Raw genomic sequence first — 19,288 nt, 5'->3', positions numbered from 1 at the left:
TCAGTTGAACGTCATCAGTTGTCGTACAACGAAAAGCAATGTACCGCTTCTGCCCCCGGCGCCCCATAGGGATAACACCAAGAAATGACCACCGATACCCCGCTTCGCCGCAAGCCCCGCACACTGGCCCTGGAGCTTGTCGAATCCCTGGGAGACCGCATCCGCGACGGCCGCCTGGCCCTGGGCGACAAGCTGCCCACCGAGGCCGCCATCATGGCCGAGTTCAGCGTGAGCCGCACCGTGGTGCGCGAGGCGATTTCCAAGCTGCAAGCCTCTGGCCTGGTTGAAACGCGGCACGGCATCGGCACCTTTGTGCTGGGGCTGGGGCAGGCGCCCGGCTTCAAGATCACCCCCGACCAGTTCAGCACCCTGCGTGACGTGATTGCCGTACTGGAGCTGCGCATTGGGGTAGAAACTGAAGCCGCCGCGCTGGCCGCGCAACGCCGCACCGAGGGCAACCTGAAAGCCATGCGCGAGGCGCTGGACGCCGTGGCAGCCGCCGTGGATGCGGGCCGCGACGCGGTGGCGGCGGACTTCCAGTTCCACCTGGAAATCGCACGTGCCACGCAGAACAGTCACTTCGCCGAACTGATGGGCACGCTGGGCAGCATGATCATCCCGCGCGCCCGCCTGGCCGCCATGGATTCGGCCAATGACGAGCGGCGCCAGTACCTGCGCCGTGTCAACGGCGAACACGAAAGCATCTACGACGCCATCGTGGGCCAGGATCCCGATGGTGCACGGGCCGCCATGCGCACCCACCTGGCCAACAGCCGCGAACGTCGGCGGCGCGCGCAGGCCGAAGCGGGCTGAATCACCCCAGCCGAGTCACTCATTCATGAACCCTGGGGAATCATGGCCAAGGTGAGGTACTCGGTTGTCCCATCAGTAGTTACCCGACACCCGAGAGGACTTCTTATGTTGTACGATGACATACAGCGAAATGTTGCAATGCTTTCGCGCGTTCGGGGCTGCGGCGCCTTTCAAACCACCAGGAGTTGTCTGTCGTAAAGCCCTCAGCGCACATTGAAAGACATCCTTCCTGGGTGCAGCGCCAGTTTGCGCTGCGCAATCTGCGCACTCAGCATGCAACCGCCCCTTTTTTTCTCAACACCCTCTTCTTCACCACCACACCACCACCATGCATGCAAACCTGATTGGCGGCGCCTGGACTGACGGCGTTCGCACCTACCAGAACACCAACCCCTCTGACACGCGCGATGTGATCGGCGACTACGCCGTGGCGAGCCGCGAGCAGGCGCTGGAGGCCGTCGCCGCAGCGCACGCGGCCTTCCCGGCATGGAGCCTGTCCACGCCCCAACAGCGCTTTGACATTCTGGACGCCGTGGGCAACGAAATCATCGCGCGCAAGGCCGAGCTGGGCGACCTGCTGGCCCGCGAAGAAGGCAAGACCCTGCCCGAAGCGATTGGCGAAGTGGGCCGCGCCGCGGCCATCTTCAAGTTCTTTGCTGGCGAGGCGCTGCGCCCCGGCGGTGAGCTGATCCCGTCCGTGCGCCCTGGCGTGGGCATCGAGATCACACGCGAACCCCTGGGCACCATCGGCATCATCACGCCGTGGAACTTCCCCATCGCCATCCCGGCCTGGAAGATCGCGCCCGCATTGGCCTACGGCAACTGCGTAGTGTTCAAGCCCGCCGAGGTGGTGCCCGGCTCCGCCTGGGCGTTGGCAGACATCCTGCACCGCTCAGGGCTGCCTGCCGGTGTGTTCAACCTGGTCATGGGCCGGGGCTCGGATGTGGGCGCCGTGCTGCTGGAAGACGAGCGCATTGCGGGCGTGAGCTTTACCGGCTCCGTCGGCACGGGCCAGCGTGTGGCCGCCGCCTGCGTGCCGCGCGGTGCCAAGGTGCAGCTGGAGATGGGCGGCAAGAACCCGTTTGTGGTGCTGGACGACGCCGACCTGAACGTTGCTGTGGGCGCCGCCATCAACAGCGGGTTCTTCTCGACCGGCCAGCGCTGCACCGCCAGCAGCCGCTTGATCGTGACCGAAGGCATCCACGACCGCTTCGTGGCCGCCATGGTCGAGAAAATGAAGACCCTGAAGGTGGACGACGCCCGCAAGGCCGGCACCGACATCGGCCCCGTGGTGGACGACCGCCAGCTCGCGCAAGACCTGGAATACATCGGCATCGGCCAGCAGGAGGGCGCCAAGCTCGCCTACGGCGGCGAAGCCCTGGAGAAGAACGCCGACGGCGCGCCCGGCTACTACCTGCGCCCCGCCCTGTTCACCGAGACCACGCCCGGCATGCGCATCAACCGCGAAGAAATCTTCGGCCCCGTAGTCAGCGTGCTGCGCGCGAAGAACTATGAAGAAGCGCTGGCCATGGCCAACGACACGCCCTTCGGCCTGGCCAGCGGCATCGCCACCACCAGCCTCAAGCACGCCACGCACTTCAAGCGCCACGCGCAGGCCGGCATGGTGATGGTGAACCTGCCCACGGCGGGCGTGGACTACCACGTGCCGTTTGGCGGCCGCAAGAGCAGCAGCTACGGCCCGCGCGAGCAAGGCCGGTATGCGGCCGAGTTCTACACCACGGTCAAGACGGCCTACACCCAGGCCTGAACCTGGCGCCGCCGCCGACGCGGCGGCGCCAGCAGCCACGGTGCTTGCCCTGCGTCAAATTGCCACAAAATCCGGCCCTGGCGCCGATGCAGAAAGCGAGTAACGCTATAACATTTATAGCAAACTACCCCGCACCACTGTGTGGCCGCAGTATCATCGCGCCCCATGACCGCCCTCCCACGAACAACCTTTGCCGCGCTGCGCCTGTGGGTGCTGGCATGGTTCGTGGCGTCGATGGGGGTGGCGATTGCATCGCCGCTGGTGAACCCGCAATCCTTCGAAGTGATCTGCTCGGGCACCGGCGCCATCAAGCTGCTGGTGCAGACCGACGATGGCACGGTGGAGATGGGTGCCATGGGCATGGACTGTCCCTTGTGCGCCACTCCCAGCGCGCCGCCCCCCACCCCGGTAGCCGCCGTGCTGCCACCCCACCCCCTGGCCCATGCGCTGCAGCCCGTCGAGGCCGCCCGCATCGCAGCGGCCACGGCAGCCCCCCTGCCCGCACGCGGGCCCCCATCGCGCTCTTGATCTGAAGCCTGTTGGCAGTACCCCGTACCTGGTGGTCGGGCGCTGCCTTGTTCCCGCTGGTTTCCAGACCGCGCAGCCCTGCGTGCACTCCACGCGGGCCTGGTTGCGCTGTCGCCTCAAGACAAGAGCGTTTTCATGTCCCGTTCGTACTCCTCCTCCCGCCATGCTGCGGGCTCTCCGCGCCTGCCTCTTTCTCCTTCGTGCTGGGGCGTGTTCGCCACCTGCGCGCTGGCCTCCCTCTCCGTCCCTGCCCAGACCACCACGCCCACGCTCAAGGCCGTGGACGTGGTGGACACCGCCGCATCCCCCAACGGCAAGCTGAACCTGGACACACCCGTGGACACCGGCAGCCGCCTGGGCCTGACGGCGCGCGAGAACCCGGCCTCCGTCACCGTGGTGGATCGCGCCACCATCGACGCACGCGGCGCACAGGACACGCAGGAAATCCTGCGCGCCGTGCCGGGCGTGGTGGCGCACAACGCGCCGGGCTCCATGTCCGCGCACTACCGGGGCTTCACCAGCAACTCGGTCGCGCAGCTGTACAACGGCATCAACCCGCAGTACGGCAGCGCCACACGCGCGGTCGATAGCTGGATCTACGACCGGGTCGAGGCCATCGGCGGCGCGTCGAGTTTTCTGTACGGATCGGGCGGCGTGGGCGGCTCCATCAACTACATCACCAAGACGGCCGAGCGCAGCGACTTCACCGAGGGCCAGCTGCGCCTGGGCTCCTACGACCTGAAGGAAGTGTCGGTAGGCCTGAACCGCCGCATTGCAGGCGGCGATGGCAGTGCAGGCCCTGCCCATTACGCGCGCATCGACCTCAACCACCGCAACGCAGGCAGCTGGATCGAAGGCACCAGAACACAGTCCACCCAACTGGCGACCTCGCTGCTGTCCGACCTGGGCGGCGGCTTCACGCACACACTGGCCTACGAATACCAGAGGGACCACGTGGACCGCCCGTACTGGGGCACACCGGTGCTCAACCCCGCCGTGGGCGCGCTGGCCATCGACCCGGCCACGCGCTTCAAGAACTACAACAGCGCCGACGGGATGTACGAGCAGCGCGTGCAATGGCTGCGCTCGGTGGCGCAATGGCGTGTGTCGGATGCGCTGCAGCTCAAGAACACGTTCTACGTGTACGACGCCCTGCGCGACTACCGCAACGTGGAGACCTACACCTTCAATGCCACCAACACGGCGGTCACGCGCACGTCCCCGCTGTTGCAACGCCACGACCAGCAGCTCGTGGGCGACCGGCTGGAGGGCACGTACCAAGGCCAGCTCGCAGGCCGAAAGAGCGACTGGGCCTTTGGCCTGGACGTGAGCGTGAACAAGCAGACGCGCTTCCCGTTCGGCCCCTCGGTCACCGTGGGCACGGTCAACCCCTACCACTTCTCCACCGAGAACTTCTTCGACATTCCCGGCATGTCACCCGTCCTGAATCCTGACAAGGACAACAAGATCACCAACACGGCGCTGTACCTGGAAAACCGCACGGCCGTGGTGCCTGGCTTGAATCTGATCACCGCACTGCGGCACGAGCGCATCGAGCTCGACCTGGTGAATCGCCGCGCCGTCACAGCCACCGCGCCCGCCACTTTCAGCCGCAGCTACAGCCCCACCACCGGCCGCCTGGGCGTGGTGTGGGACATTGCACCCGGCGCCAACCTGTATGCGCAGGCCTCCAACGCGGCGGACCCACCCTCGGGCTCGCTGGCCTCGGCCTCGTTTGCCGACGTGCGCAACAACAGCGAACTGACCACGGGCCGCCAGATCGAGGTGGGCAGTAAGTTCAACTTCTGGGACGGCAAGGGCAGCGCCACGGTGGCAGCCTTTGACATCCGCCGCAAGAACATCGCATCGCAAGACCCGTCCAACCCCAACATCACGGTGCTGGTGGGCGAGCAGTCGTCCAAGGGCGTCGAACTGTCGGCTGGCATTCGGCCCACGCCGCAATGGCAGTTGCAGGGCAACCTGGCGCTGACCCGCGCGCGGTACGAGAACTTTGTGCAGGGCGGTGTCTCGCGCGCGGGCAATGTGCCCCAACTGGTTCCGCAGCAGGTGGCCAACCTGTGGACCTCGTACGCGATCACGCCCACCGTCACGGCCAGCGTGGGCGTGCGCCATGTGGGCAAGGTGTACGGCAACGCCGCCAACACCAAGTTCTGGCCGTCGTACACGCTGCTGGACCTGGGCCTGGCCTGGAAGGTCAACAACACCACAACGCTCACCACCCGCGTGCGCAACGCCACCGACCGCATCTACGCGGCAGAGACGCGCGACCAGGTCTACCTGGGCGCACCGCGCACGCTGGACGTGACGCTGCACACCGCGTTCTGACGCAGGCAAGGAACCGGACATGCCACACGCCAAACGCTGGCTGTACCTCGTCCACCGCTGGCTGGGCGTGCTGCTGTGCGCCTTCTTCGCCATGTGGTTCCTCTCGGGCGTGGTGATGATGTACGTGGGCTACCCCAAGCTCACGCAGGCCGAGAAGCTGGCCCACCTGCCGCCGCTGCGCAGCGCAACGCTGGGCACGGTGCCTCTGCTGGAGCCCGCTGACGCCTTGGCGCGCGCAGGCCTGGCAGGGCCGCTGCAGGAACTGAGGCTCGCCGTGGCCAGCGGCGGGCGGGCGGTGTATCTGGTGGTCCCCGCCGCCCCCACAGGCGACGCCGCACCACGCCCGCGCAGGGCACCGGCGCCTGCGGTCATCAACGCCCTCACAGGCGAGCGGTTGCAGCGCGTAGACGCCGAGCACGCCCTCGCTTCGGCTCGCGCCTTCGCGCAGGAGCCCGGCGCACGGATCGCACACCTGGGCACGATCGACGAAGACGCCTTCACCCACTCGCGCGCGCTCGACGTGCACCGCCCCCTGCACCGCCTGCACCTGGGCGACAGCGCGGGCACCGTGGTCTATGTGTCGGGCACCACGGGCGAGGTGGTGCGCGATGCACCGCTGCAAGAGCGCGCCTGGAACTACGCAGGCGCCTGGATCCACTGGCTCTACCCCTTCCGGGGCAATATCTTCAACGGCTACTGGACAGACATCGTCAACTGGCTTTCCATTGCGGGCATCGTGCTCACGCTGACGGGCACCGTGGTGGGCGTGCTGCGCTGGCGCTTCCAGGGCCGATACAAGACCGGTTCGCGCACGCCCTACCGGGGCTTCATGATGCGCTGGCACCATGTGTTCGGGCTGGTGTTTGCGCTGATCACATTCACCTGGATCTTCAGCGGCCTCATGTCCATGAACCCATGGAAGATTTTTGACAGCGGCGCCGCGCCACTGCGCCAGCTGGCCATGAATGGAGGCCCGCTGGTGTTGCCCCCGCAAGCCGCCACCGTGCAGGCTTTGCTGTCAGGCGTTTCGCCGAACACGCGGGAGCTGCGCTGGGTGCAAAGCGCGGGCCACCCGCTGGTGCTTGCTTACAGCCCGACCGGCGCCCCCGCGCTGCTCGATGCGACCACCGCCGCGCCCCACCAGTGGCCCCCTGGCGCGGTGGCCGAGGCTGCAGCGCGCCTGCTGCCCCACGCCGTGACGCGCACCGAAACGCTGACCGCCTACGACCTGCATTACTACGACCGCGCCACCCACACCATGACGGGTGGGGGCGACAAGCCGCTGCCCGCGCTGCGCCTGGTGTTTGACGACCCCCATGCCACCTGGGTCCACATCGACCCCCACACCGGCGCCGTACTCGGCCGCACCGACAGCCACCGCCGTACCAGCCGCTGGCTGTTCTCCATGCTGCACAGCTGGGACTGGCTGCCGCTGCTGGAGCGGCGCCCGCTGTGGGACATCGTTCTCATTGTGCTGAGCCTGGGCGGTACGTTGCTGAGCGCAACGGGGGTGGTCATTGGATTGCGGCGGCTGGGCGCCAAGTTCGCATTAGTAGCGGGCCCGGCGTCGCAGCTTGCCGGACAGGGCCGCCGCAGGCGCGCCCGTGTCTTGCCTACGACAGGTGCCTGAGCCGTCATTTTTTGTGTGATACTTTTTGTTTCAAACAACTACACTGGGCTTCACCCACCGCACGTCCATCCCGGGCGTGCGGGGGCTCCATCCCTCGCAGAGATTTTCCCCATGCAACTGATCCGCACCATCACTGGCGCCGCCCTCCTGTTGGCCGCTGGCACTTCGGCCTGGGCCGCCACCGACTACAACCGCCCACCTGCAGGCGACGCGCAATACCGGCAGTGCCTGAGCTACTCTGCCACCGTCTACGAGGGTGGCAACGAGCCCAGCCCCATCAAGGGCCAAACCAAGGCCCAGGCCTGGTGCACCTGCATGTGGAACGAAACGCCCGAAGATTTCAAGGGCAACCTCGTGAAGTTCGCCGAAACCCGCAAGGGCAAGGAAACCAACAAGCTGTGCGAGAAGCACTCCGATTGGAGCGAATGAAAAGGGTCCGCTCACAGCAGCGCACTGCCAGCCGCCCTCGGGCGGCTTTTTGTTGGACGGGAGCGGGATGCCTCAGCGCAGGTCACCCCCGGCTACGCAGCGTGCGGCTCAGCAAGATCACCGGCACCAGCCCCACGGCCACCAGCGCCAGGGAAGGCAACGCCGCCTCACCCAGCCGCTCATCGCGCGCCAGCTGGTAGGCCACCACGGCCAGGGTGTCGCTGTTGAAGGGGCGCAGCACCATCGTGGCGGGCAGCTCCTTCATCACGTCCACAAACACCAGCAGCGCGGCAGCAGCGGTAGACCGCTTGAGCAGCGGCCCATGCACGCGCGCCATCAGGCCCACGCTGCCCATGCCCAGCATGCGGGCAGAGTCATCCAGGCTGGGGGGAATTCGCGCGTAACCGCTCTGAATGGACTGCAGCGCCACCGCGCAGAACCGCACCAGGTACGCCCATACGATGCCCAACGCCGTGGCCGTGACCAGCGCGCCCACGCCCCACTGCGGCATGGCCGCCTGCAGCCACCCCACGGGCAGCAGCAGGCCCACCACAATGACGGCACCTGGCACGGCGTAGCCCACGCTGGCCAGTTGCACCACGCCGCGTGTGATCGCATCAGGCTGGCGGCGCACCGCAAACGCCAGGGCCAGCGCAATCATCACGGCCAGCGCAGCGGTGATGCATCCCAAGCGCACGCTGTGCCAGGCCCATTCCATGAAACGCTCCCACGGCAGCACCGACCAGTCGGCCGCCAGCGGGCGCAGCATGAAGAGAACCGGGGCGACAAAACCCATCACCACCGGCACCGCGCACACCACCCAGGCGGCCCAGCGGCGTGCGCCGCGCAGCGCCAGGGGCTGTGCCTCGGCCGAGCCTGCGCGCCCGCCGCCCGTGGCGAAACGCATGCGCTTTTGCGCGCGATGTTCCAGGTGCAGCAGCGCCATCACCACCACCAGCAGCATGGTGGCCAGCTGCGCGGCGGCCAGGCGGTTGTCCATCGACAGCCAGGCCTTGTAGATACCGGTGGTGAAGGTCTGGATGCCGAAGTAGCTGGCCACGCCAAAGTCAGCCAGCGTTTCCATCAGCACCAGCGCAACGCCTGCAGCGACTGCCGGGCGTGCCAGAGGCAGCGCCACGGCGCGGATGCGGCGCGACAGCGGAGCGCCCAGCAGGCGCGCGGCCTCCATGAGGTGCGCGGCACGCTCGCCCAGCGCCGTGCGCGCCAGCAGGTACACATACGGGTACAGCGAAAAGATGAACACCCACACCGCGCCGCCCAGGCTGCGCACCTCGGGCAGCAGGCGGCCTTCCAGGCCAAAGGTGTTGCGCAGGCCCACCTGCAGCGGGCCGCTGAACTGCAGAAAGTCGGTGTAGGCATACGCGGTGACATACGCGGGCATGGCCAGGGGCAGCAGCAGCAGCCATTCAAACGTACGGCGGCCCGGGAAATCAAACAGCGTCACCGCTGCCGCCGTGCCTGTGCCCACAATGGCCGCGCCCAGGGCCACCAGCACGCTCAGCCACAAGGTGGTCCACACATAGCCAGGCAACACGGTGGCCGCCATCTCGCGCAGGATGGCGCCCGCCTGCGCATCGCCCTGCCCCAAGGGCAACCAGGATGCCAGCACGGCCAGCACGGGCAGCGCCAGAAACCCCGCGAACAGGATCAAAGGGATGGTGCGAAAGGCAGAAAAAGGCGTGCGGCGCAAGGCGAGTGGCTCGGCAAAGTAAGAAAGCGCACACCCGCTGGCAGGCTCAGGCCGGGCAACGATCAGGAATGCAAATGCGAATTTTAAGCATTCGTCCCTGCCCGCCTAGAATCAAGCGATGTTTCTAGAGGTCTCCCAACTCGAAGTGCGCTACGCAGGCCGCCCCAACGCGGCGGTGGAAGGCGTCACGCTGGGCCTGCATGCAGGCGATATCGGTGTGCTGATCGGCCCCTCTGGCTGCGGCAAAACGACACTGCTGCGCGCTGTGGCAGGGCTGGAGCCCGTGACGGGCGGCGAGATCCGCCTGACCAAAAGTGTGGTCAGCAGCGCCACGCTCAGCGTGCCGCCTGAGCTGCGGCGCATTGGCATGGTGTTCCAGGACTACGCGCTGTTCCCGCACCTGTCGGTAGGCCGCAACGTGGCGTTTGGCATCCACCAGTTGCCCCGTGCCGAGCAGGCCGCGCGCGTGGCCGAGGTGCTGCAGCTGGTGGGGCTGGAGGGCAGCGAGAACCGCTTTCCGCACGAGCTTTCTGGCGGGCAGCAGCAGCGCGTGGCCCTGGCTCGGGCTTTGGCACCACGCCCGCAGCTCATGCTGCTGGACGAGCCTTTTTCGAACCTGGACGTGGACCTGCGCGAGCGCCTGGCCCACGAGGTGCGCGGCATTCTGAAAGCCGCTGGCGCCACGGCCCTGTTTGTGACGCATGACCAGTTCGAGGCCTTTGCCATTGGCGACGTGATCGGCGTGATGCACGAAGGCCATCTGCACCAGTGGGACGATGCGTACACGCTGTACCACCGCCCCGCCACACGGTTTGTGGCCGACTTCATTGGCCACGGCGTGTTCGCCCCTGCCACGCTGCTGCAGCGCGGCAACAACGTGGTGGCGCAGACGCCGCTGGGCGAGCTGACCGACCTGGAAGAATGCCCCCTGCCCAGCAGCTACCCCGGTGGCGAATGTGATGTGCTGCTGCGTGCGGACGACATCGTGCACGACGACCATGCCCCCGTGCAGGCGCAGATCGTGCGCAAGTCGTTCCGGGGTTCGGAGTTTCTGTACACGCTGCGACTGGCCAGCGGCCACACGGTGCTGGCGCATGTGCCCAGCCACCACGACCACGCCTTGGGCGAGTGGATAGGCATCCGCGCACAGGTGGACCATGTGGTGACATTCCCCCGCGAACAGGGAACCACCATCTAAGCCAAAATAGGCTCTATCGCTTATCCACAAAGCGCTGGTTGCTATTACTTTTGATGGCTCATTGCGCCACGGCGCACTGCGGCCTTCAGGATTTTCCCTTGCGCTGCAGGCTTTCCAAGGCATTGAGATCCACCTGCGACATGAAGCCCCGCAGATCCTTCACGCCCATGTTGTCGCCCTCAATGCTGACCACCAGGCCGTTTTTCAGGATGGTCTTGAACTCGGCATGGCTGCCGTCCTTTTCATAGCGCTGGTGCAGGGTGCGGCCACCCTCCTGCCAAGTCTTCTCGGCGCTCGTTGGGTCTTCTTTTTCGCCCTGGGCCATGCCCATGGCCATGACCGCCATCTGCCCCAGACCGCCGATGTCCACGATCTCCAGGCGCACCTGCTTGTCATCGCTGCCGTACTGCGCACTGGCCTGGCTGGTGGGCAGGCCCAGGGCGGCACCGTCCTGCACATCAAAGCCCGTGCGCGGCAGGCCGGCGAGCTTCTCGGGCAGTGCCGCCTTGAGCGACTGCGCCGCAATGGCCTGGCCACCCCCCAGCGCACCAGCGGCGGCCTTGGCGGCATCACCAGCAGCAGCGGCAATGGCGGCGGGGTCCTGGCTCTTTTGCGCTTCTTCCATCTTGCGGGCAGCCTCTTCCATCTTCTTGCCTGCGGCCTCCAGGCCGGCGGTGTCGATGGACACCTTGCCGCCCGGCGTATTCATCGTGATGGCGGGCGCGTCGGCCCCGCCAAACATCGCTCCGCCACGGGGCAGAAAGAGCGCACTTACGGCGCCGATGACCACCCCCATCACAATGGCCGCGATGATGACCACCACGGTGTAGACCACCGACTTGTCGGGGGCGTTTTTCATGAGCACCGGCAGGCCGGTGTAGAGCAGGTAGATGGAGTACAAAGCCGCCAGCAGGCCCAGCATGGATAGTGCAGGCAGCAGGCTGAACACCCCGCCCAGCATGGCCGCCGTGCTGGCATACACCGCCACCTTCAAGGCCTGGATGGAGTTTTTCTGGCCGCCAAAGGTGGAGGCCAGCGCATCGATGATGAGCCCGAGCACGAAGATGCCCACGAGGCTGAGCACATACGACACCACCATGTTCACCAGCCCCGAGACAAAGGGCACGCGGATGGTGACGCCAAAGCCCCCAAAACCGATCAGCGACATGCCAATGAAACCGCAGACTGCCGGAATGGCGGCCAAAATCATGGCGTAGCGGGTGTACAGGGTGGCGGCGTCGGTGCTCTCGGCCTCAATGGTGACCCAGGTGTCCTTGGGTTGCAGAAGAATGCTCTTGGCGCGCTCAATCAGGTTCATGGTGCCCTCCCGGCAGTGTGGGTGAGCCTGCGCACGCATTTGCAAGCGCTTGCAGGCGAAAGACGCGGACGATACGGGAAATTGCGTGCAATAGAGATCGGATGTGCAGACCGCGCGGCTGCAAACGTGGAATATGCACGCTTTTGCCCACGGAAACCACCCCCTGCCCCCAGAGCGCCAGCTCAGGCTTTGCGCAACTGATCGACCGTATCGTGCAGGTGCTGCGTCCAGGTACGGCGGTCGCGCTCGCCCGCCAGTTCGGGGGGGCCGTAATGCACCACAGCCTCGATGGGCGGGGCGCACAGCGTGCGCCAGATGGAGCCCACCAGGGTTTCGTCGCCGATGTAGCTGGGCGCAAAACTGGTGGCACCCGTGGCCTTGTCGGCAAAACGCAGGCCCACGGGCTGCACCGGAGCCTGCGCCACCACAGCGGCTTGCAGCAAATTGGCGTGAAAAGGCAGCATCTCGCGCCCATCGCCCGTGGTGCCCTCAGGGAACACGGCCAGCACCTCGCCCCGCTCCAGCGCCTCCTGCATCGACCGCACCATGCGCAGCGCATCACGGCGCGAGCTGCGCTCGATGTAGAGCGTGCCTGCGGCCGTGGCCAGGGTGCCGATCAGCGGCCAGCCCTGTACGTCGGACTTGGAGACAAAGCGGCAATGCCGCGCCGCGTGCATCACCGGGATATCAAGCCACGAGATGTGGTTGGCCACCAGCATCACCGGGCCGGTGAGCGGGGGCTGACCCAAGATGCGCAGGCTGATGCCAAGGTGCGCCAGCAGCTGCAGCGACCACACCTGCACCCGGGCATGCTGCTGGTCCGGCGAGAGCGCTGGAAAACGCAACGCCACGATGGCCAGCCCTTTGACAATGTGGCCCAGCAGGCGCAGCAGGCGCCAGCAGGCACGCAAAGACTTCACCGCAGGGCCTCGCAGCGTCGCACTACCTCAACCCCGGTCAAAAGCCACCTGGCCACCGACGAGGGTCATGCGCACACAGCCAGGCAGTTCGTAGCCCGAGAACGGGGTGTGTTTGCCCTGGCTGCGCAATGCGTCGTCCTGCACCGTCCACGCCGCCTGCGGGTCAAAGATGCACAGGTCGCCCACGCCACCTTCCACGATCTGGCCGACGCTGGCCTGCAGTGTGCCCAGGGCGCTGCCGAGCACGCGCGCGGGTTCGGACGTGACGGTGGCGAGCGCACGCTGCAGGGGCACACCGCTGTCCTGCGACCACTTGAGCGCGAGCGACAGCAGCAGCTCCAGCCCCGTGGCGCCGGGCTCGGCTTCGGCGAATGGCAAGGTCTTGGCGTCTTCATCGACCGGCGTGTGGTCAGACACCAGGGCGTCGATGGTGCCGTCGGCCAGCGCGGCGTTCAGCGCATCGCGGTCGCGCTGCTGACGCAGCGGGGGCGACAGGCGGGCGCGGCTGTCGAAGAAGCCGATGTCCACGTCGGTGAGGTGCAGCGAGTTGATGCTGACATCGGCCGTCACCTTCAGGCCCTCGGCCTTGGCGCGGCGGATCAGCTCCACCCCCGCCGCGCTGCTGATGCGGCACAGGTGCACGCGGGCGCCGGTGGTCTTGAGCAGTTCAAAAATGGTGTGCAACGCAATCGTCTCGGCCGCCACGGGCACGCCCGACAGGCCCAGGCGCGTGGCCAGCGGGCCGCTGGCAGCCACGCCCTTGCCCAGGTGCATCTCTTGCGGGCGCAGCCACACGGTGTAGCCAAAGGTGGCGGCGTATTGCAGCGCGCGCTGCAGCACCTGGGTGCTGGCCAGCGGCACCTCGGCCTGGCCAAAGCCCACGCAGCCGGATTCGGTCAGCTCGGCCATCTCGGTCAGCACCTCGCCGGCCAAGTTGCGCGTGAGGGCCCCCAGAGGGAACAGACGCGCCTGGTGCAGCTTTTCGGCGCGGAACTTGAGCATCTCGACCAGGCCGGGCTCGTCGAGCACAGGGTCGGTGTCGGGCGGGCAGACCAGGCTGGTCACGCCGCCGGCCACGGCGGCGGCCATTTCGGATTCGAGCATGCCTTCATGCTCGTGGCCGGGCTCGCGCAGGCGTGCGGCCAGGTCCACCAGGCCAGGCAGCACGATGCAGCCAGCTGCATTGATGGTGCGGTTGGGCGCAAAGTCGGGGGGCACGCGGTTGACGCTCACGATGCGGCCTGCCGCCAGCGCTATGTCGCAGGTCTGGTCAAGCCCCGAAGCGGGGTCGATCACACGGCCGTTCTGGATCAGTATCTTCATGATTTCAAGCCAAATTGGCTGCTAGCGCTTATTGGATAAGCGCTAGCAGCTATGAAAACAGGAGTATTCATTCCAAGCGTCATGCTTCGTTACCAGCAACGATGGACATGACAGCCATACGGACCGCAATACCGAAAGTCACCTGCGGCAGGATCACGCTCTGCTTGCCATCGACCACGGCGGAGTCGATCTCCACGCCCCGGTTGATGGGGCCGGGGTGCATGACGATGGCGTCGGGCTTGGCCAGTTGCAGCTTCTCCTGCGTGAGGCCGAAGCTCTTGAAATACTCCTGGCTCGACGGCAGCAGCGCACCGCTCATGCGCTCGTTCTGCAAGCGCAGCATGATGACCACATCGGCATCCTTGATGCCTTCTTCGAGCGTGTGGCACACGCGCACACCCATCTGCGCCATGTCGGACGGCACCAGCGTGCGCGGGCCCACCACGCGCACTTCGGCGCAGCCCAGCGTGGTCAGGCCGTGGATGTCCGAGCGCGCCACGCGCGAGTGCAGCACGTCGCCCACGATGGCCACAGTGAGGTTGCTGAAGTCCTTCTTGTAGTGGCGGATGGTGTACATGTCCAGCAGCCCCTGCGTGGGGTGGGCGTGGCGGCCATCGCCTGCGTTGATCACGTGCACATGGGGCGCCACGTGCTGGGCAATGAGGTACGGCGCGCCCGACTCGCTGTGCCGCACCACGAACAGGTCGGCCGCCATGGCCGAGAGGTTGGCGATGGTGTCGAGCAGCGACTCGCCCTTGCTGGCCGAGCTGCGCGCGATGTCGAGGTTGAGCACGTCGGCCGACAGGCGCTTGGCCGCGATCTCGAAGGTGGTGCGGGTGCGCGTGCTGTTCTCGAAAAACAGGTTGAACACGCTCTTGCCGCGCAGGAGGGGCACCTTCTTCACTTCGCGGTCGTTCACGCTCACGAAGTTGGCCGCCGTGTCGAGGATGTGCGTGACGATGTCGCGCGGCAGGCCTTCGATGGACAGCAGGTGGATGAGTTCGCCGTTGCCGTTGAGTTGGGGGTTGCGCTTGTGCAGCACGGTCAGGCCTCTTTGACTTGGAATTGGAAGATGCCGCTGTCGTCACGCGCCAGGGCCAGCGACTGGGCGGCAGGCAGGGCCACACGCGCGGCGGCAAAGTCGGCCTGCACGGGCAGCTCGCGCCCGCCCCGGTCCACCAGCACGGCCAGGCGCACGCTGGCGGGGCGGCCGTAGTCGAACAGCTCGTTGAGCACGGCGCGGATGGTGCGGCCGGTGTAGAGCACGTCGTCGAGCACCAGCACATCGGCACCGTTCACATCAAACGGCAGCGCCGTCTGCGCGCTGGCCGACAGGCCGCGCTGGGCGAAGTCGTCGCGGTGCATCACCGACGACAGCACGCCTGCGGGCCCTTCGAGGCCCAGGTCTTTTTGCAGGCGCTCGGCCAGCCAGGCGCCGCCCGAGGCTATGCCCGCCAGGCGCGTGGTGGGGGTCAGCATGCTGCGCACTCCGCGCAGCAGTTCGCGGTACAGCGCCTCGGCATCAAGCACCAGGCTGCCGGACACTCCGGGGGAGGGGGTGGTCATGGGAGATTCCTCAAAAACTGTTCCAGGATGATGCAGGCCGAAGCGGCGTCGGCATCCTTGGCGCCACCTGCGATGGCTTCGGTGGTGCTGTAACGCTCGTCCACCTCGAACACCTGCAAACCAAAGCGGCCGCGCAGCTGGCGGCCGAACTTGAGCGCGCGTTCAGTGTTCTCATGGCTCGCGCCATCAGGGTGGTAGGGCACGCCGATCACGATGGCGTCGGGCTGCCACTCCTTGATGCGCTGCGCCACCTGCACAAAACGGGCGTCGCCCTCGGCCTTGATGGTGGCCTGCGGCGTGGCGCTGCGCAACATGCGGTTGCCCGTGGCGACCCCCGTGCGCTTGAGGCCAAAATCGAAAGCAAGAAAGGTCTGGAAATGCGCAGGAACGGCGGGCTGAACGGGCAGGCCGGTCATGCGTGCCCCGCCTCGGGCGACAACATCCAGGCCTTGAGGCCCAGCAGCGAAAGGGCCCGGTCGTAGCGCTCGGGCACAGGGGTGTCGAAGATCACGGACAGATCGGCCGCCACGGTGAGCCAGGCGTTCTCGGCCAGCTCCGATTCAAGCTGGCCCTCACCCCAGGACGAATACCCCAGCGTGATGAGCACGCGGCGCGGGCCTGCGCCCGTGGACAGCGCTTCGAGCACGTCCTTGGAGGTGGTCATCTCCAGCCCGCCGGGGATGGTCATGGTGGAGGCATATGCCGATTCATCGGTTTCTGCCTTGTCCATGAGCATGGGCTCATGCAACACAAAACCGCGCTCGGTCTGCACCGGGCCGCCTTGGAAAACAGGTTCCTGGGTGAGATCTTCGCGCCGCAGCGACAGGTCCACCTTGTCAAAAAGGCCTTTGAGGGTGATGTCCGAAGGCTTGTTGATGATGAGGCCGAGTGCACCGCGTTCGCTGTGCTCACACAGGTAAACGACGCTGCGCGAGAAAGACTCATCTTCCAGACCGGGCATCGCAATCAGGAAGTGATGCGTCAGGTTGATGGGCGCAGAATCGAAAGACATTCGGCAATTTTAACGGTGAACATGGCACCCTCCTCCGAGCCCTCGTACCCCAGCGGTCTGGTCTGGTTCCGCCGCGACCTGCGCGCGAACGATCAGGCCGCTCTTTACCGCGCACTGACTCAATGCCAGGAGGTGCACTGCGCCTTTGTTTTCGACCGAGAGATCCTCGACGCCCTGCCCCGGGCTGACCGGCGGGTGGAGTTCATCCGCGAATCGCTGGTGGAGCTGGATGAAACGCTGCGAACGCTTTCCGGGCATGAACAGGGTGGCCTCATCGTGCTGCATGCAGTGGCCAGTGATGCCATTCCAGAACTGGCCAACGCCCTGGGCGTGCAGGCCGTGTTTGCCAACCACGATGACGAGCCCCAGGCCCTGGAACGCGACCGACTGGTGCGCACACGGTTGGCCGCTGCCGGAAGGGCATTTCACACCTTCAAGGACCACACCATTCTGGAACGCAGCGAGGTGCTGACGCAGACCGGCAATCCGTACAGCGTGTTCACACCGTACAAGAACGCCTGGCTCAAGAAGGTGGATGCGTTTCAACTCACCGGCTACCCCGTGGAGCGCCATGCACACCGGTTGGCACCGCGCCCGCAGGCGCACTGCCAGGCGGTGCCCACCCTGGCACGCCTGGGTTTTGAGGCCACGGCCCTATCGCAGCTCAATCTGCCCACGGGCGCCAGTGGCGCGCAGCGGCTGTTCAACGACTTCCTGGGCCGCATCGAGCGGTACGAGGACACGCGCAACTTTCCAGCTGTCAAAGGGCCCAGCTACCTCAGCGTGCACCTGCGTTTTGGCACCATCTCGCCGCGCCTGCTGGCCCGCACCGCGCATGGGCTGATGCTGCAAGGCAACCGGGGCGCCGCCACCTGGCTCAGCGAGCTGATCTGGCGGGACTTCTACTTTCAGATCCTGCACCACCATCCCCATGTGGTGGGCCACAGTTTCAAGCCCGCGTATGACGCGATCCAGTGGGAATCAGGCCCCGAGGCCAACACCCTGTTTGCCGCCTGGTGTGAGGGGCGCACGGGCTACCCGCTGGTGGATGCGGCCATGGCGCAGATCAACCAGACGGGCTACATGCACAACCGCTTGCGCATGGTGGTGGCGAGCTTCCTGGTCAAGGATCTGGGCATCGACTGGCGCTGGGGCGAAGCCTACTTCGCCACGCACCTCAATGACTTCGATCTGGCCGCCAACAACGGTGGCTGGCAATGGGCCAGCTCCAGCGGGTGCGATGCCCAGCCCTATTTCCGCATCTTCAACCCCGTGAGCCAGAGTGAAAAGTTCGACCCCGAGGGCAAGCTCATCCGCCGCTATCTGCCGCAGCTGGCGAGTTTGCCTACCAAGGCGTTGCACGCGCCCTGGCTGGCGCGCCCGCTGGAGTTGCAGGATGCGGGAGTGCGGCTGGGGGATACCTACCCGCTGCCGGTGGCGGAGCACGACGCGGCGCGGCACCGCACCCTGGAGCGGTATGCGGTCGTAAAGTCTGCTGCGGTCTGATCCCCGCACTCACCGGCGGGTGGCAGGCGGTGGAACGCTGTCGGGCCCAGCGGGCTCATCCGGGCTCATCTGCATGCCCTCGCCCCCCAGCGGCGCCCCCGCCGCCAGCCGAAGGCGCAGCCGCACATCGGTGCGGTTATCGGCATTGGCAATCGCTTCTTCGGGCGATATGGCACCGGACTCGACCATGGCCAGCAAGGATTGGTCGAAGCTCCACATGCCTTGCTCTGCGCTGCGGGTAATGGCGGTCTTGAGTTCGTCGATCTGCCCCTTCTGGATCAGCTCGGCCACATAGGGCGTGAGCAGCATGATTTCGGTGGCAGGCACTAGGCCACCCGCCAGCCCCGCCACCAGGCGCTGCGCTACGACAGCGCGCAGGTTGAGGGACAGGTCCATGAGCAATTGGCGGTGGGCGTCTTCGGGGAAGAAATTCACAATGCGCTGCACCGCCTGGTTCGCATTGTTGGCATGCAGTGTGGAAACACACAGGTGGCCGGACTCGGCATAGTGCAGCGCGTGCTGCATGGTGGCCCGGTCGCGGATTTCACCAATCATGATCACGTTCGGCGCTTCCCGCATCGCGCGACGCAGGGCCTCGTCATAGGACAGCGTATCGAGCCCCACCTCGCGCTGTGTCACGAGTGACTTCTTGTGGGTATGAAGGTATTCGATGGGGTCTTCCACCGTCAGGATATGCCCGCCCGTGTGGGCATTGCGGTGGTCCAGCAGCGCTGCCAATGTGGTGGTCTTGCCAGAACCCGCCGACCCTACCGTGAGTACCAGCCCCCCTTTGAGAAACGCCAGTTGCTGGAGCACGGGCGGAAGGCCGAGCGCCGCCAGGCTGGGGATCTGGGCAATAACATGGCGGATCACCATGCCTACCTGCCCACGCTGCCGGTGCACATTCACACGAAACCGCTCGCCCTCCGGGGTCTGCAAGGACAGGTCGCACTCCATGGTGGCATCGAACTCCTGCCGCTGCGTTTCGCGGAGGATGGAATACGCCATCTGCCTGACATCGTCGGCGGACAGCTGCTGCTGCCCCATGGCCACAAACACGCCCTGCCGCTTGAGCGTGGGTGGCGCACCCGCCATGATGAATAGATCAGACGCCCTTTCCCGCACCACCACAGCCAGACAAGCCAGGAGGCGAGGGTCCGGAGAAGGTACAGTTGCCGTCGGCTCCATCAGGACAGCCTCCAAAGGAAAGCCGCCGTGGC

17 protein-coding genes are annotated in these 19,288 nt (G+C 66.2%); 8 read left to right on the top strand and 9 right to left on the bottom strand.

The genetic code is table 11. The features are described 5' to 3' along the window. Positions 1 to 84 precede the first annotated feature (84 nt). From ACQ4MJ_RS01535 to ACQ4MJ_RS01510, 6 genes are all read left to right on the top strand, one after another. On the top strand, positions 85 to 813 hold the full coding sequence (locus ACQ4MJ_RS01535; protein WP_055394348.1) for a FadR/GntR family transcriptional regulator: 729 nt from the start codon (positions 85 to 87) through the stop codon (positions 811 to 813). Between the two features lie 328 nt (positions 814 to 1,141). After that, positions 1,142 to 2,581 (top strand): aldehyde dehydrogenase family protein, encoded by a 1,440-nt coding sequence (locus ACQ4MJ_RS01530; RefSeq protein ID WP_431150577.1) that lies wholly within the window; start codon positions 1,142 to 1,144, stop codon positions 2,579 to 2,581. Positions 2,582 to 2,746: 165 nt separating this feature from the next. Continuing rightward, positions 2,747 to 3,109, top strand: coding sequence for a DUF2946 family protein (locus ACQ4MJ_RS01525; RefSeq protein ID WP_121422557.1), 363 nt, complete (start codon positions 2,747 to 2,749; stop codon positions 3,107 to 3,109). A gap of 135 nt (positions 3,110 to 3,244) precedes the next feature. Further along, on the top strand, positions 3,245 to 5,455 hold the full coding sequence (locus ACQ4MJ_RS01520; RefSeq protein ID WP_431150580.1) for a TonB-dependent receptor: 2,211 nt from the start codon (positions 3,245 to 3,247) through the stop codon (positions 5,453 to 5,455). A 19-nt stretch (positions 5,456 to 5,474) separates the two neighbouring features. Beyond that, positions 5,475 to 7,085 carry a PepSY domain-containing protein gene (locus tag ACQ4MJ_RS01515; RefSeq protein WP_431150583.1) on the top strand — a complete coding sequence of 537 codons (1,611 nt, stop codon included), beginning with the start codon at positions 5,475 to 5,477 and terminating at the stop codon, positions 7,083 to 7,085. Between the two features lie 111 nt (positions 7,086 to 7,196). Further along, the gene (locus ACQ4MJ_RS01510) at positions 7,197 to 7,514 is read left to right on the top strand and encodes a hypothetical protein (protein ID WP_055402051.1); all 318 of its coding nucleotides are present in this window, start codon (positions 7,197 to 7,199) and stop codon (positions 7,512 to 7,514) included. A gap of 82 nt (positions 7,515 to 7,596) precedes the next feature. Here the strand turns inward: ACQ4MJ_RS01510 and ACQ4MJ_RS01505 are convergent, their stop codons facing one another. Then, a complete protein-coding gene (locus tag ACQ4MJ_RS01505) occupies positions 7,597 to 9,225 on the bottom strand; it encodes an ABC transporter permease (RefSeq protein WP_431150586.1) in 1,629 nt (542 codons plus the stop codon). A gap of 118 nt (positions 9,226 to 9,343) precedes the next feature. Here ACQ4MJ_RS01505 and ACQ4MJ_RS01500 point away from each other — a divergent pair, with 118 nt between their 5' ends. After that, a complete protein-coding gene (locus ACQ4MJ_RS01500; RefSeq protein ID WP_055402047.1) occupies positions 9,344 to 10,423 on the top strand; it encodes an ABC transporter ATP-binding protein in 1,080 nt (359 codons plus the stop codon). An 85-nt stretch (positions 10,424 to 10,508) separates the two neighbouring features. Here ACQ4MJ_RS01500 and ACQ4MJ_RS01495 read toward each other — a convergent pair whose 3' ends face one another. The 7 genes from ACQ4MJ_RS01495 to ACQ4MJ_RS01465 all read right to left on the bottom strand — a co-directional run bounded on the left by ACQ4MJ_RS01495 (position 10,509) and on the right by ACQ4MJ_RS01465 (position 16,562). After that, the gene (locus ACQ4MJ_RS01495) at positions 10,509 to 11,741 is read right to left on the bottom strand and encodes a Yip1 family protein (protein ID WP_121421089.1); all 1,233 of its coding nucleotides are present in this window, start codon (positions 11,739 to 11,741) and stop codon (positions 10,509 to 10,511) included. Between the two features lie 182 nt (positions 11,742 to 11,923). Beyond that, entirely contained in the window at positions 11,924 to 12,661 is a 738-nt protein-coding gene (locus tag ACQ4MJ_RS01490; RefSeq protein ID WP_121505518.1) for a lysophospholipid acyltransferase family protein, read from the bottom strand. Between the two features lie 27 nt (positions 12,662 to 12,688). After that, positions 12,689 to 13,984 (bottom strand): dihydroorotase, encoded by a 1,296-nt coding sequence (locus tag ACQ4MJ_RS01485; RefSeq protein WP_431150591.1) that lies wholly within the window; start codon positions 13,982 to 13,984, stop codon positions 12,689 to 12,691. A gap of 79 nt (positions 13,985 to 14,063) precedes the next feature. Then, entirely contained in the window at positions 14,064 to 15,026 is a 963-nt protein-coding gene (locus ACQ4MJ_RS01480) for an aspartate carbamoyltransferase catalytic subunit (RefSeq protein ID WP_008903259.1), read from the bottom strand. A 2-nt stretch (positions 15,027 to 15,028) separates the two neighbouring features. Beyond that, positions 15,029 to 15,550 (bottom strand): bifunctional pyr operon transcriptional regulator/uracil phosphoribosyltransferase PyrR, encoded by a 522-nt coding sequence (gene pyrR / locus ACQ4MJ_RS01475; protein ID WP_055393349.1) that lies wholly within the window; start codon positions 15,548 to 15,550, stop codon positions 15,029 to 15,031. Continuing rightward, positions 15,547 to 15,966, bottom strand: a complete 420-nt coding sequence (ruvX, locus tag ACQ4MJ_RS01470; RefSeq protein WP_055393351.1) for a Holliday junction resolvase RuvX — start codon at positions 15,964 to 15,966, stop codon at positions 15,547 to 15,549. The genes pyrR and ruvX overlap by 4 nt, the downstream gene beginning before the upstream one ends. Next, positions 15,963 to 16,562 (bottom strand): YqgE/AlgH family protein, encoded by a 600-nt coding sequence (locus tag ACQ4MJ_RS01465; RefSeq protein WP_055393353.1) that lies wholly within the window; start codon positions 16,560 to 16,562, stop codon positions 15,963 to 15,965. The genes ruvX and ACQ4MJ_RS01465 overlap by 4 nt, the downstream gene beginning before the upstream one ends. Before the next feature lie 21 nt (positions 16,563 to 16,583). Between ACQ4MJ_RS01465 and ACQ4MJ_RS01460 the strand changes: the two genes are divergently transcribed. Then, positions 16,584 to 18,068, top strand: coding sequence for a cryptochrome/photolyase family protein (locus tag ACQ4MJ_RS01460; RefSeq protein ID WP_431150597.1), 1,485 nt, complete (start codon positions 16,584 to 16,586; stop codon positions 18,066 to 18,068). Positions 18,069 to 18,077: 9 nt separating this feature from the next. Here ACQ4MJ_RS01460 and ACQ4MJ_RS01455 read toward each other — a convergent pair whose 3' ends face one another. Further along, positions 18,078 to 19,256: a PilT/PilU family type 4a pilus ATPase gene (locus ACQ4MJ_RS01455; protein WP_055393357.1), complete on the bottom strand. Its 1,179-nt coding sequence runs from the start codon at positions 19,254 to 19,256 to the stop codon at positions 18,078 to 18,080. Positions 19,257 to 19,288: the final 32 nt, after the last annotated feature.

It is taken from the genome of Acidovorax facilis (genome assembly GCF_050626955.1).
GTDB lineage: Bacteria > Pseudomonadota > Gammaproteobacteria > Burkholderiales > Burkholderiaceae_C > Acidovorax > Acidovorax facilis.
Note: the sequence above shows the minus strand (reverse complement) of the source record. Positions and strands in the feature narration are given on the sequence as shown.

Coding starts and splice junctions, on each gene's coding strand:
- ACQ4MJ_RS01535 (WP_055394348.1), top strand. CDS start 85: ATGACCACCGATACCCCGCTTCGCCGCAAGCCCCGCACACTGGCCCTG.
- ACQ4MJ_RS01530 (WP_431150577.1), top strand. CDS start 1,142: ATGCATGCAAACCTGATTGGCGGCGCCTGGACTGACGGCGTTCGCACC.
- ACQ4MJ_RS01525 (WP_121422557.1), top strand. CDS start 2,747: ATGACCGCCCTCCCACGAACAACCTTTGCCGCGCTGCGCCTGTGGGTG.
- ACQ4MJ_RS01520 (WP_431150580.1), top strand. CDS start 3,245: ATGTCCCGTTCGTACTCCTCCTCCCGCCATGCTGCGGGCTCTCCGCGC.
- ACQ4MJ_RS01515 (WP_431150583.1), top strand. CDS start 5,475: ATGCCACACGCCAAACGCTGGCTGTACCTCGTCCACCGCTGGCTGGGC.
- ACQ4MJ_RS01510 (WP_055402051.1), top strand. CDS start 7,197: ATGCAACTGATCCGCACCATCACTGGCGCCGCCCTCCTGTTGGCCGCT.
- ACQ4MJ_RS01500 (WP_055402047.1), top strand. CDS start 9,344: ATGTTTCTAGAGGTCTCCCAACTCGAAGTGCGCTACGCAGGCCGCCCC.
- ACQ4MJ_RS01495 (WP_121421089.1), bottom strand. CDS start 11,741: ATGAACCTGATTGAGCGCGCCAAGAGCATTCTTCTGCAACCCAAGGAC.
- ACQ4MJ_RS01485 (WP_431150591.1), bottom strand. CDS start 13,984: ATGAAGATACTGATCCAGAACGGCCGTGTGATCGACCCCGCTTCGGGG.
- pyrR (WP_055393349.1), bottom strand. CDS start 15,550: ATGACCACCCCCTCCCCCGGAGTGTCCGGCAGCCTGGTGCTTGATGCC.
- ruvX (WP_055393351.1), bottom strand. CDS start 15,966: ATGACCGGCCTGCCCGTTCAGCCCGCCGTTCCTGCGCATTTCCAGACC.
- ACQ4MJ_RS01465 (WP_055393353.1), bottom strand. CDS start 16,562: ATGTCTTTCGATTCTGCGCCCATCAACCTGACGCATCACTTCCTGATT.
- ACQ4MJ_RS01460 (WP_431150597.1), top strand. CDS start 16,584: ATGGCACCCTCCTCCGAGCCCTCGTACCCCAGCGGTCTGGTCTGGTTC.
- ACQ4MJ_RS01455 (WP_055393357.1), bottom strand. CDS start 19,256: ATGGAGCCGACGGCAACTGTACCTTCTCCGGACCCTCGCCTCCTGGCT.